13 protein-coding genes are annotated in these 12,840 nt (G+C 40.4%); 8 read left to right on the top strand and 5 right to left on the bottom strand.

Going from position 1 to position 12,840, the window contains the following annotated elements:
* Positions 1–36: 36 nt before the first annotated feature.
* Both tsaE and ACL9RF_RS08595 read right to left on the bottom strand, forming a co-directional pair.
* Positions 37–453, bottom strand: coding sequence for a tRNA (adenosine(37)-N6)-threonylcarbamoyltransferase complex ATPase subunit type 1 TsaE (tsaE, locus tag ACL9RF_RS08600; protein ID WP_422800207.1), 417 nt, complete (start codon positions 451–453; stop codon positions 37–39).
* Between the two features lie 14 nt (positions 454–467).
* On the bottom strand, positions 468–2,021 hold the full coding sequence (locus tag ACL9RF_RS08595; RefSeq protein ID WP_422800206.1) for a PglZ domain-containing protein: 1,554 nt from the start codon (positions 2,019–2,021) through the stop codon (positions 468–470).
* Between the two features lie 234 nt (positions 2,022–2,255).
* Here ACL9RF_RS08595 and ACL9RF_RS08590 point away from each other — a divergent pair, with 234 nt between their 5' ends.
* From ACL9RF_RS08590 to ACL9RF_RS08560, 7 genes are all read left to right on the top strand, one after another.
* The gene (locus ACL9RF_RS08590; RefSeq protein ID WP_422800205.1) at positions 2,256–3,521 is read left to right on the top strand and encodes an HD domain-containing protein; all 1,266 of its coding nucleotides are present in this window, start codon (positions 2,256–2,258) and stop codon (positions 3,519–3,521) included.
* A 22-nt stretch (positions 3,522–3,543) separates the two neighbouring features.
* A complete protein-coding gene (lpxD, locus tag ACL9RF_RS08585) occupies positions 3,544–4,575 on the top strand; it encodes a UDP-3-O-(3-hydroxymyristoyl)glucosamine N-acyltransferase (RefSeq protein ID WP_422800204.1) in 1,032 nt (343 codons plus the stop codon).
* A gap of 31 nt (positions 4,576–4,606) precedes the next feature.
* Positions 4,607–5,998, top strand: coding sequence for a bifunctional UDP-3-O-[3-hydroxymyristoyl] N-acetylglucosamine deacetylase/3-hydroxyacyl-ACP dehydratase (locus ACL9RF_RS08580; RefSeq protein ID WP_422800203.1), 1,392 nt, complete (start codon positions 4,607–4,609; stop codon positions 5,996–5,998).
* Positions 5,999–6,015: 17 nt separating this feature from the next.
* The gene (gene lpxA / locus ACL9RF_RS08575) at positions 6,016–6,810 is read left to right on the top strand and encodes an acyl-ACP--UDP-N-acetylglucosamine O-acyltransferase (RefSeq protein ID WP_422800202.1); all 795 of its coding nucleotides are present in this window, start codon (positions 6,016–6,018) and stop codon (positions 6,808–6,810) included.
* Between the two features lie 18 nt (positions 6,811–6,828).
* Positions 6,829–7,449, top strand: a complete 621-nt coding sequence (locus ACL9RF_RS08570; protein WP_422800201.1) for an ABC transporter ATP-binding protein — start codon at positions 6,829–6,831, stop codon at positions 7,447–7,449.
* 74 nt (positions 7,450–7,523) lie between these two features.
* A complete protein-coding gene (gene efp, locus ACL9RF_RS08565; protein WP_422800200.1) occupies positions 7,524–8,084 on the top strand; it encodes an elongation factor P in 561 nt (186 codons plus the stop codon).
* Between the two features lie 82 nt (positions 8,085–8,166).
* Positions 8,167–8,736 carry a 5-formyltetrahydrofolate cyclo-ligase gene (locus tag ACL9RF_RS08560; protein ID WP_422800199.1) on the top strand — a complete coding sequence of 190 codons (570 nt, stop codon included), beginning with the start codon at positions 8,167–8,169 and terminating at the stop codon, positions 8,734–8,736.
* Positions 8,737–9,021: 285 nt separating this feature from the next.
* Here ACL9RF_RS08560 and ACL9RF_RS08555 read toward each other — a convergent pair whose 3' ends face one another.
* Genes ACL9RF_RS08555 through ACL9RF_RS08545 form a run of 3 tightly spaced genes read right to left on the bottom strand, consistent with a single transcriptional unit; the run spans position 9,022 to position 11,174 of the window.
* Positions 9,022–9,444 carry a hotdog fold thioesterase gene (locus ACL9RF_RS08555; protein WP_422800198.1) on the bottom strand — a complete coding sequence of 141 codons (423 nt, stop codon included), beginning with the start codon at positions 9,442–9,444 and terminating at the stop codon, positions 9,022–9,024.
* Between the two features lie 4 nt (positions 9,445–9,448).
* Entirely contained in the window at positions 9,449–9,970 is a 522-nt protein-coding gene (locus ACL9RF_RS08550) for a DinB family protein (protein ID WP_422800197.1), read from the bottom strand.
* Positions 9,951–11,174: a sensor histidine kinase gene (locus ACL9RF_RS08545; protein WP_422800196.1), complete on the bottom strand. Its 1,224-nt coding sequence runs from the start codon at positions 11,172–11,174 to the stop codon at positions 9,951–9,953. Before ACL9RF_RS08545 ends, ACL9RF_RS08550 begins: the two co-directional genes overlap by 20 nt.
* Before the next feature lie 113 nt (positions 11,175–11,287).
* Here ACL9RF_RS08545 and gltX point away from each other — a divergent pair, with 113 nt between their 5' ends.
* Positions 11,288–12,805 carry a glutamate--tRNA ligase gene (gene gltX, locus ACL9RF_RS08540; RefSeq protein WP_422800195.1) on the top strand — a complete coding sequence of 506 codons (1,518 nt, stop codon included), beginning with the start codon at positions 11,288–11,290 and terminating at the stop codon, positions 12,803–12,805.
* The last annotated feature ends 35 nt before the right edge of the window (positions 12,806–12,840 follow it).

Below are 12,840 nucleotides of genomic sequence, written 5' to 3'. Positions count from 1 at the left end.
CCGCAAAAAGGGTTGCCTGGAAAAGTGGAAAAAAAATTAACTTTTTGAGGTATGTAGGGTACGTTGTTGATTGTCAGTAGTTTTAATTTCTACAGTTACATGGTCTGGCGGTAGGAGGTTAGGGATTTTTTCTGGCCATTCTACAAAGCAATAGTCGCCCGAGTAGAAATATTCTTCGTAGCCCATGTCAAAAGCTTCTTCTTCGTTTTTTAACCTGTAGAAGTCAAAGTGATAAACCGATCCATTTGGCGATTGGTATTCATTTACCAGGGAAAAGGTCGGGCTACTTGTGCTGTCGGATACAGACAGCACTTGGCAAATAGCATTTATAAAAGTCGTTTTCCCCGCTCCCATATGGCCATAGAATAGGAATACCCGCTGTTCAGGATAGGTAGCTAAAAGCTGGCGCGCAGCCTCATTTAGTGCAGAAAGGTCTTTAATCTCAATAGTCATAACAGCAAAAATATTTATTTCGGGCTATATGTTGCATACGGAATAATCATTTCTTCTAATGATATGCCGCCATGTTGAAAGGTGCCATTATAATAATTTACGAACTGATTGTAATTATTGGGGTACACAAAGTAAAGGTCATCTTTAGCAAAAACAAATGTGGAGCTTACATGTAATTTCGGTAACTGCGCTTCGTGCGGGTTTTTGATGGTAAAGACCTCTTTCTCGTTATAATTTAAATTCCGCCCTTGTTTATACCGTAAATTGGTATTCGTTTCCCGGTACCCAACAATTTTGCTTGGTTTTTTTACCCGTATTGTGCCATGGTCGGTGGTAATAATAACCTTTACATTCTTCTGCGACAGCCATTTTAGCACATCCAATAAGGGCGAATGCTCAAACCAGGATAAGGTTAAAGAGCGGTATGCGGCCTCGTCGTTTGCCAGTTCTCGAATCATAGCCATATCGGTACGCGCATGTGACAGCATATCTACAAAATTGTATACCAGTACGTTCAAGTCGTTTTTCATGAGATTAGCGACATTATCAAACACATCGCGTCCTTGTTCTAACGTAAGCACCTTGTTGTAGCTGTGTTTAATTTCGGGTCTATACAAGCGTTTAATCTGATCGGCAAGGAATTTATCTTCATGCATATTTTTGCCGCCTTCATCCTCATCGTTCTGCCACAAAGAGGGGAATCGTTTTTCCATTTCCAGTGGCGTTAAGCCGCTGAATATAGCATTTCGCGCATATTGTGTTGCCGTGGGTAAGATGCTATAATAACTCGCTTCCTCCTCCAGTCTGAAATAATCTGTAATAACGTTATTAATCTGCCGCCATTGATCGTAGCGTAAGTTATCTATTAAAAAGAAAAACGTTGGTTTTTCTGTCGACAATGCGGGAAAGACCTTCTTTTTAAAGAGTTGGTGCGAAAGAATGGGAGCCGTTTCAGGGTTATTTATCCACTGCAAGTAATTTTTCTCTATAAACTTCGAGAAGATGCTGTTAGCTTCCGATTTTTGCATCGTTAGAATTTCGTGCATACTCTCGTCTTCCAGTTTTTCCAGCGATAGCTCCCAATAGATAATCTGTTTGTAGGCTTCCACCCATTCCTGATAGTTCAGGTTGTTGTTGAGGTTTTCTGCAAGATTTCTAAATTCCTGCTGATATGCCATCGATGTTTTCTCGCTAATAATTCTTTTATTTTCGGTAAATTTTTTTATCGTTAGCAGTATTTGTTTCGGGTTAACCGGCTTTATGAGGTAGTCGTCAATCTTTGCGCCAATAGCATCTTCCATGAGATGCTCTTCTTCATTTTTAGTAACTAAGATATTTGGAACGGTAGGATTGATAGATTTCAGTATACTTAGCGTTTCCAGGCCTGTTTTTCCGGGCATATTTTCATCCAGAAAAACAAGATCAAAGGGTTCATTTCTAAAGGCATCAACGGCATCGTTGCCATTATTTACAGTTTTTACTTTGTACCCTCTTTCCTCTAGTAATAAGATATGCGGTTTAAAAAACTCAATCTCATCGTCTGCCCAAAGTATATATGTTTTTGCCATGTAAAATTGTTGTGTTATGATGGGAATATTGGATGTTTATAATCCATATATTTTAAATAATATAATGTTGTGGCTGTCAAGAAGCAAATAACAGTTGCCTTAAGCAAATAAAAGCCTGTTTTTTAACACAATTTAACGCCTTTCTATGTATCTTTGCGATTATCTTAGATAAAGTGTTTGTTAGACAGTCATTCCAAGCATAAATCTAGTAAAAACTCTGTTAAGTATAGTTTTTTGAATAAGAAAAAAATCATTAATGATCCTGTTTACGGTTTTGTGTCAATCCCGTCGGGTTTGGTATTCGATTTATTACAGCATCCTTATTTACAGCGATTACGGTATGTGAAACAGGTGAGCATGACGCATCTTGTATATCCCGGGGCTTTACATACCCGGTTTCAGCATGTAATTGGCGCCATGCATCTTATGCAATTAGCTTTAGATACTTTAAAGGGGAAGGGGGTAGCGATAAGTGAGGTAGAGGAAGAGGCCGCATTAGTAGCGATTCTTTTGCACGATATTGGGCACGGCCCTTTTAGCCATTCGCTGGAACATACTATTATTGAGGGGGTTTCTCATGAGGTTATTTCCGCATTAATGATGGATAGGTTAAACCAAGAGTTTAACGGACGCCTGGATTTGGCTATTATTATTTTTAATAATAAATATAACCGAAAATTTTTCCATCAGTTAGTTTCTGGGCAGTTGGATACCGATAGGATGGATTATCTAAATAGGGATAGTTTTTTTACCGGTGTATCTGAAGGTGTGATATCGTACGACCGCATTATTAAGATGCTGGATGTTATAGACAATAGGTTGGTCGTAGATTCCAAAGGGATTTATTCGGTTGAAAACTTTTTGATCGCACGGCGGCTGATGTATTGGCAGGTGTATTTACATAAAACTGTAATCGGAGCCGAGCAGATGTTGATAAAAGCATTGGCAAGAGCAAAGAAATTAAGCGCAGAAGGTGTGGCGCTGTTTGCTACTCCGGCCTTGCAGCATTTTTTGACGCAAACGGTTAATGCTTCCAATTTTATTAGCGAGCCAGCACATTTAAAGTGGTTTGCGCTGCTGGATGATACGGATATCATGTCGGCATTAAAGGTTTGGAGCCAACATCCTGATTATATATTGCGGACCCTCTGTAGCAGGTTATTAAACCGTTCATTATTCCGTACGGAGATGCGTTCTACCGATTTTCATCCGCAGGACATAGCGCGTCTTAAGGAGTTGGTGCAAACGACATTCGGTATTGCTGCGGCTGAGGTAGATTATTTTGTCTACTATCAGGTTGTTGCCAACTCGGCATATAATCCTTCGGAAGATACCATCAGTATTGTGAATAGTAAAGGAGAGTTATTAGATATTGCGGAGGCCTCGGATCTTTCCAACTTGGAGTCGCTATCTAAAAAGGTCGTTAAATACGCATTAACTTTCCCTAAGGAGGTACAATTTATAGAGTATTCTAAGATTGCCGATAAAATAATTAAGTAGAAAAAGATACATTTGTAGTTAAATGCAATTTACAGCAGAACAAATAGCAACCGTTTTAAACGGTAGAGTAGAAGGAAATCCGGAGATTAGTGTTTCGACCTTGGCAAAAATTGAGGAGGGAAATGAAGGTGCTTTGTCATTTTTGTCGAACCTTAAGTATGAACACTATTTATATACTACAAAATCTAGTATTGTTATTGTTAATGAAAATTTAACTTTACAAGGTGCTGTATCCGCAACATTAATTCGTGTTAAAGATGCGTACTCCGCATTTACCGAGTTGTTGAAGATGGTGGATTCCTTTAGAAATGAGCGCTCTGGCCGGGAAGAAAATATTGTAATACACGAATCGGCACAGATTGGTGAGGGTGGTTATATTGGTGCTTTTGCCTACATCAGTAAGCATGCCAAAATAGGAAATAATGTAAAGATTTATCCACGGGTTTATATTGGTGATAATGTCATTATTGGTGATAATTGTACCCTTTTCCCTGGAGTAACGATTTATACCGATTGTGTACTTGGTGCCAATGTAATTGTGCATGCGGGTGTAGTTATTGGCAGTGATGGTTTTGGGTTTGCCCCACAGCCTGATGGTGCATACGATAAAATACCGCAGATCGGTAATGTGATTATCGAGGATGATGTAGAGATTGGTGCCAATACCGTAATCGATAGAGCTACTATGGGTTCTACGATTTTGCGTAAAGGGGTTAAGTTAGATAATCTTATACAGATTGCCCATAATGTGGAGATTGGTGATAATACGGTTATTGCTGCACAAACGGGTATTTCTGGAAGCACAAAAGTGGGTAAGCAGGTTGTGTTAGGCGGGCAGGTTGGTGTGGTAGGTCATATCAGTATTGCTGATGGTACCCAGGTGCAAGCACAATCTGGCGTTAATAGGTCTGTGAAGGAAGGGAATTTAAAGTGGGGTGGGTCTCCATTTGCGCCCTATACCAGCGAATTACGCTCGCGGGTGTTGTATGGTAAATTGCCTAACTTAGAGAAGCGCATTGCTGAATTGGAAAAATTAATAAAATCGAATAAATAGTACGAAAAAATTAGCCATAAAAATGGAGGAAATGAACGCAAAGCAAAGGACTATTGGGTCTGAAATAACAATTTCTGGAATTGGTCTACATACTGGGAAGTCAGTTACTTTGACATTAAAACCTGCGCCAGAAAATCATTGGTTTAAGTTTAGAAGGGTAGATATAGAGGGGCAGCCAATTGTTGCTGTCGATGCAGATAATGTTACGGATACTTCTAGAGGAACGACTATTTCTGAAAATGGAGCTTCCGTTAGTACAATCGAACATCTTATGGCTGCTTTGATTGGTCTTCAGGTTGATAATGTTTTAATTGATATTGATGGCCCTGAGGTACCTATATTGGATGGTAGTTCGACAATCTTTATCCAAGAGCTTAAAAAGGCTGGTTTTGTCGAGCAAGATGCGGATAGAGACTTCTACGAGATAAAAGAAAATATCCACTATGCGGATGCAGAAAAAAAAATCGAAATTGTAGGTATGCCTTTGGATGGCTACAGATTAACCTGTATGATCGATTTTAATTCGCCAGTTTTAGGAAGTCAACATGCGTCAATCAGTGAGATTACTGAGTTTGAAAAAGAAATTTCCTCTTCCCGTACATTTTGCTTTTTACATGAGTTGGAGGCTTTGTTGAGCCACAACTTGATTAAAGGGGGAGATTTGTCGAATGCTATTGTTATTGTCGATAAGGAAGTGGAGCAGTCGGAATTGGATAAATTACAGAAACTGTTCAACAAAAAGGTTACTGTTGCCGATGAGGGTATTTTAGATAATATACAGCTTAGACATCAGAATGAGCCTGCTAGGCATAAACTGCTGGACATGATTGGCGACTTAGCGCTGGTTGGACGCCCATTGAAAGGCCATATTATGGCGGCAAGACCTGGCCATGCTGCGAATGTAGCGTTTGCAAAACGTATTAAAATTCAGGCAAAACGTGATAAGGCTAAAAAGAAGATAAATACATATGATATTCATGCAAAACCTGTTTACGATACGGTTCAGATTATGAATATCTTACCCCACCGCCAGCCTTTTTTAATGATTGATAAGGTGTTGGAGCTGTCAGAATCGCATGTTGTAGGCCTTAAAAATGTGACCATGAATGAAGATTTCTTTATGGGGCATTTTCCTGGAGCACCAATTTTTCCAGGGGTCTTACGTATTGAAGGTATGGCACAGACAGGCGGGATTTTGGTGTTAAATACGGTGCCTGATCCAGAAAATTGGTTAACACTGTTCCTAAAAATCGAAAACGCTCGTTTTAAGAATCAAGTGGTACCTGGCGACACCATAATTTATAATTGTGAGCTGTTGGAGCCAATTCGTCGTGGTATAGCACGTATGAAAGGTATAGCGATGGTGGGCGAGAAGATTGTGTGTGAGGCTGAGCTAATGGCTCAAATTGTAAAAGTGAAATAAGTCAATATAAATATAAAATGATACAACCGTTATCATATATTCATCCGGATGCTAAGTTAGCACCGAATGTAGTAATCGAACCATTCAGTACCATCCACAGGGATGTGGTGATTGGCGAGGGTACTTGGATAGGTTCGAATGTCACCATTATGGATGGGGCACGGATAGGTAAAAATGTAAAGATATACCCCGGTGCGGTGATCGCTGGTGAGCCGCAGGATTTGAAGTTTGAAGGAGAGATCACGACAGCGGAAATTGGTGATAATACCACCATCCGTGAATGTGTTACAGTAAACCGTGGAACAAAAGATCGTTATAAAACTGTGATTGGTAAAAACTGCCTTATACAGGCGTATAGCCATATTGCACACGACTGTTTTATTGGCGACAACTGTATTTTCTCCAACTCTAGTACGTTGGCAGGGCATATCACCGTAGGTGATTATGTGGTGCTGGCGGGCTTGGTGGCTGTACATCAATTTACGAATATAGGATCTCATGCTTTTGTAACAGGCGGAACCTTAGTGCGTAAAGATGTCCCTCCGTTTATCAAAGCTGCGCGTGAGCCTATTGCCTATGCGGGTATAAACTCGGTGGGTTTGCGCCGTCGTGGTTACACTTCTGAGCAAATTGCCGAGATCCAAAGTATTTACCGGGTGCTGTTTGTTCAAAACCGCAATCTTTCTAAAGCATTGGATTTGGTGGAGGCCGAGTTTGAAGCCACAGAAATCAGAGATGAAATTTTAACCTTTGTACGGAACTCTAATAGGGGGGTAGTACGCGGTTTTAACCAAGGGAAAGTAAGTGTTTAATAATAAAACAACGGATTATTGAAGATAACTTTACAAAACTTAGGAAGAAGGTTTAACCAAGAATGGATTTTCCGGAAATTGGATTATACCTTCTTCTCGTCAAAAAAATACGCCATCTTAGGTCCCAATGGTTCTGGTAAGTCGACACTTATCAAGGTGTTGAGCGGACAGCTTACTCCTAGTGATGGCCAAATTGATTATACCCTTGGCGACATCTCTATCCCTGTCGACAATATGTATACTCATGTTGCTATTGCGGCACCTTATGTAGAACTTATCGAAGAATTTACCCTTCGTGAGCTTATTGATTTCCATTTTAAATTTAAAGGCTACCTCCCTACCTTCGATAAAGCGAAGGTTGTCGATCTTTTAGGATTGAAAAAAGCACTCGACAAGCCTATACGGTTTTATTCTTCGGGAATGAAGCAGCGTGTCAAGCTTGCTTTGGCCTGCTGTAGCCATAGTGACATTTTATTCCTAGACGAACCTTGCAGCAATTTAGATGCTGTGGGCGAGGCCTGGTATCGTCGTTTGGTAGAGTTGACTACTGCAAATGGGCGTTTACTTATTATCGGCTCCAACCAAGAAAAGGAATATGACTTTTGCGACGAAACACTCTTAATTACAGACTTCAAGTAATTTGTCTCGTTATTTTTATTAAAGCATACTTTTTTCTATTTTTGTGCAACGAAAATTAAAAAGATACTATTCAAATGGCAAAAGCTTCAGATGTAAAAACAGGAAATGTGTTGCGTTTCAACGGTGATTTAGTGACGGTTGAAGAATTTATTCACCGTACACCTGGTAACTTACGTGCATTTTACCAAGCGAGAATGCGCAATGTAAAATCTGGAAAATTGGTGGAATACCGTTTCCGTACCGACGAAGAAGTGGAGATTGCTCGTGTAGAAACTAATGATTATCAGTATCTATATGATGATGGTGAATTTTTTGTTGTGATGGATAATGAGTCGTACGAACAGTTTAATATCCCGAAGGTTTTATTCGGTGGTTCGGCACGATTTTTGAAGGAAGGAATGAACGTTATCGTAGCCTTTGAAAGTGACGAACCTATTATGGCTCAGGCACCTGCGAGTGTGGAATTGGAGATTACGTATTCTGAGCCTGCAGTAAAAGGCGACACTTCTACAAATGCCCTTAAATTGGCTACCGTAGAAACTGGCGTTGAAATTCGCGTTCCTTTGTTTATTAATCAAGGTGATAAAGTTAAAGTAGATACACGCACAGGAGATTATATCGAACGTGTGAAGTAATAAAATATTAGGTTTAGGTTGATTATTCGGTCTTGTTAGCAGCTTTGCTTCAAGGCCGTTTTTTTTGATAGGATATGGCCATATGACAAAAGAAAAGTTGCGTAAGATATTTAAGCAAAAACGGATTGATCTGAGCCGGCAGCAGCGTGCGGAATATGATGCCATGTTGTTTGAACAGCTTAAGCAGTTGGATTGGAATGCTTACCATTATGTACATATTTACCTTACGCTAAGGAAGTTTAATGAGCCGGATACCTCCGCTCTTATACAGTGGCTTAAAGCGTTTTATCCGCAGGTAAAATTGGTTATTTCAAGGTCTGATTTTGCGACGGGGGAGATGTTAAATTACCTTTGGAATGCGGATACGGTAATTAAGGAAAATGCCTGGGGCATACCCGAACCCGAAGATGGAACGCTGGTAGACGAGTCGTTAATAGATCTGGTGTTGGTGCCGCTGTTGGTTACGGATGTTGCTGGCAATCGTGTCGGTTATGGGAAAGGCTTTTACGACAGGTTCTTGTCGCGTTGTCGTAAGGATGTGCGCACCCTTGGCCTCAGTTATTTTGAACCTGTAGAAACCATTAGTGATGTCGATGCATGGGATAGGGCATTACAGCATCTTATTACCCCATTTAGAACGTATAATTTTTAGCATTTGCGGATATTAAGAAGTACCTGATTTTGCCGTTCAGGATGCCACCTTTTTTAGGTTCTTGCCTTATGTTATGGCCTATCCGCGCAAAGTAGAGGATGTTTGCCTACTCTGCCATCGTGGTGAATTGAAATGCATCTTGAAAATATATAGGCAGATTAAACCATTGCATAATAAAGGAGACCCCAGATTATGGAATCTCCTTAAAACTTAAACCGTATCAATAACCAATAAATGGTATATACTGCTAACTACAATAGAAAGCGGTTAAATGTTTTAAATATTTTATTTTTTTTCTACAATGGCTACGGTGAGTCTTGATATACAGATGAGCTGTTGCTTATCGTCGTGTATTTTAATATCCCAAACGTGGGTGGTTTTTCCAATATGTAGGGGCAGGCATGTGGCTGTTAAGAGCCCTTCTGTTGCTGACTTCACATGATTGGCATTAATATCTAAACCTACACCATAATATTTATCCGGGTCGACAATAAGATTAGATGCTACGGAGCCGATAGATTCGGCCAGCACTACAGATGCGCCGCCGTGTAAGATACCAAATGGCTGACGTACATTATTGGTGATAGGCATCGTCGCTTTAATTAAATTATCTTGAATCTCTACAGCCTTTATTTCCAGTAGTTTGGTCATGTAGCTATCGAAAATCCGATTTACGTCGGCCAGTGGGTATGTCTTAAACCAAATCATGCTGTTATTGTTCTTGGGGTTTTAAATAGCGTTCTTGTAATATAATGCGGTGATGGTTTAAATGACCTGCAATAACATATATAAACGCGCGTACACTAATCAACCTATCCGAAGCCATACCTTTTCTAGCGAGCTCATGTTGGTTAAAGGATTCGAATAGAATTAAATTCGATTTTCGTAGGTGTATAAACTCCTCAATAATACTCGCAAAACTACGTTCGTTATGTCTACCATTGGCCACAAATTCATCCTGTTCAAACGAGGCTAAGGCGGTCATATCATTGCGTGCAAAACGTAGGGCACGGTATGCCATTACCCTTTCCGTATCTAAAATATGACACAGGATTTCCTTTACCGACCATTTTCCTTCGGCATACGCAAAATCCCCCAACTCCTCAGGAATTGTTTTAATAAATTCAGGAAAGCTTTCCACCTGCTGTATCAGTTCCTCTTTTACATCCCCCACAATGGTTTCTATATAATCTTGGTATATAGCAGGGTATTCGTCAGACTTGAGTAGGTTCATATTTTAAATTGCTCTTTAGTATTATTCTGAAGGTTGTTCCTTTACCGATTTCAGAGTCCTTTACAAAAACTTGGCCTTTATGATAGCTTACCATACGTTTTGTAAGACTTAACCCCAATCCCCAGCCTCGTTTTCGTGTGGTAAAGCCAGGCTGAAAAATTCTTTCGAAGTTTGACCTGGGTATTCCTTTTCCGGTATCACTAATGTCTATAAAAATTTCTTCTTTTGCAATGTTTTCTGATATTACAACCTTAATATCTCCTTCTTTATCAATGGCATTAACAGCATTTTTCAATAAATTCTCTATAATCCAATCGAATAAAGGCACGTTTAACATGGCTTCAACCATAGGGTCTCCTTCCAAAGTGAAATTTATTTTTTCGCTGGTACGGATTTTAAAGTAATTCATAAAATCTTGTACCACTTTATAGACATTCTGGTTATGGAGTGAAGGTGTAGAGCCGATTTTTGAGAACCTATCTGCCACCGTTTCCAACCGTTTTACATCTCTCTCCATTTCATGGAGCACAGTATCATCTTCGGCATCATATTTCATCCGTATAAGCTCTACCCAGCCCATGAGCGATGATATGGGGGTGCCCAGCTGGTGGGCAGCCTCTTTGGCCATACCTACCCAGACGAGGTTTTGTTCTGATTTTTGTATGGCGTTGAATACCGAATAGGCAATAACGATAAATATGGCAATGAGCGATAGTTGAATATAGGGGAAAATACGCAACTGCCGCAATGCCGCGGAGTCTTGGTAATAGACATACCATTTATCGCCTGAATCCAAGTGGAGCACAATAGGCTCATGGCGTTTCTGCATATTGTAGAGCTGCTTCTCGAAATATTCGGGTGCATAATGCAGGGTACTATCGCGTTCAGCTTCCAGCTGTATATTTGTTTTTTTAGGATCCAGATCGCGCCAAAAAATAATGTTTTTCTTTTGATCGGTAATAATTGCTGGCAGTGAAAGGCTGTCGCGTACGGCATAAATAAAGCTTATAAACTCGTCGTCGACATCGGGGAATGTCATGATGCTACGTGTTGTCATAGCCCAAACCTCGGCCTTGGTACGTTCCGATTTAGAAAGACTTTTTACCAGGTAGTTTGTGTACAACAGCGAAGCCACACCAATCACGATGGCAAAGAATAATAGAATAATCTTCCAAGCTTGTTTGTTGTATTTATACGGATTCATCGCTACATTTTACAGTCTGCAAAATACTGATTTTCTAGAATACTTATTAAAAATATAACCCTTCTATGTTAAGTATTTAGTTTTATTCGAATAGAATTACATAATTTTGTGTTATGAGTTCACAAAATAACGTAAGGGTGCGCTTTGCACCAAGTCCTACTGGAGGGCTGCATTTAGGAGGGGTTAGAACTGCTCTTTTCAATTATTTATTTGCGAAACAACATCAGGGTGAATTTATCTTACGTATAGAAGATACCGATCAGACACGTTTTGTGCCTGGTGCAGAAGCTTATATTAACGAATGTTTGTCTTGGTGTGGCATTATTCCTGATGAGAGCCCGGAAAAACCTGGCGCTTTTGGTCCCTACCGCCAAAGTGAACGTAAACCTTCGTATAGACAGTATGCCGAGCAACTGGTAGAAAAGGGATATGCATATTATGCATTTGATACCGCCGAAGAGCTGGAGGAGCAGCGCAAGCTGTTTCCCAATTTTAGGTATTCGCAGGAGAACAGATTGTCGTTGCGCAACTCATTAAGTTTATCGGCTGCAGAAACGCAACAATTGCTAGCGGCAGGAACGGCGCATACCATCCGGATAAAAGTTCCCGAAAATGAAGTCGTATCTTTTGAGGATATGATCCGTGGGAAAGTGTCTTTTGAAACCAGTCTTGTAGACGATAAGGTGTTATTAAAGGCAGACGGCATGCCGACTTACCATTTAGCTGTTGTTGTTGACGATAAAGCGATGCAAATATCGCATATTTTCCGGGGTGAGGAGTGGCTGCCATCGGCGCCTGTGCATCTGCTGCTTTGGGAGTACTTGGGTTGGAAAAGTGATATGCCACAATGGGCGCACTTGCCATTGATTTTAAAACCCGAAGGAAACGGTAAATTAAGCAAACGTGATGGCGACCGTTTAGGTTTTCCGGTGTATGCCATGAACTGGATAGACCCTAAATCTGGTGATCTTACTAAAGGTTTCCGGGAATTGGGCTTTTTACCCGAGGCCTTTGTGAATATGTTGGCTTTATTGGGCTGGAACGATGGTACAGCGCAGGAGATCTTTACCTTGGAAGAGCTTGTTGAAAAGTTTACCGTAGATAGGGTTAGCAAAAGTGGTGCGAAATTCGATTTTGAAAAAGCAAAATGGTTTAACCATGAGTGGATTAAAAATGCGGACAACGAGGTGTTAATGCCACAGATAAACCAGATAATCGGGAATAATGGCGTACAGAATGTAGACGCTACTTTTGTGTCTAACGTTTTGACGGCAGTAAAAGAGAGATTAACCTATGTTTCTGATTTTTGGACACAGGCATCGTTCTTTTTTGTTTCCCCGGATGTTTATGATGTGGATGCTGTAAAACCCAAGTGGACGGCACAGAAAACTGCATTCTTTGAGGATATTATTCAAGGGCTTGCTACACAAGACTGGAATGCTGGCGCATTAGAATTGTTTTTTAAAGATAAAGTTGCGGCTTCGGGAATGAAAGTTGGGGAGTTGATGATGCCTTTCCGTGTTATGCTGGTGGGCGGCAAATTCGGCCCTGATGTTTTCCGGATTGCAGAGTTGTTAGGAAAAGAGGCCGTTATTGCTCGTATTCAAAAAGCATTACCGCTATTTATTTAAGTCTTCCATAAGCCGGAGGTGTTGTTTGCACCCCC

Origin of the sequence: Sphingobacterium sp. Mn56C, from assembly GCF_049319645.1 — a bacterium.
Classification (GTDB): Bacteria; Bacteroidota; Bacteroidia; order Sphingobacteriales; family Sphingobacteriaceae; genus Sphingobacterium.
This window is presented reverse-complemented; position numbering and strand designations above follow the sequence as displayed.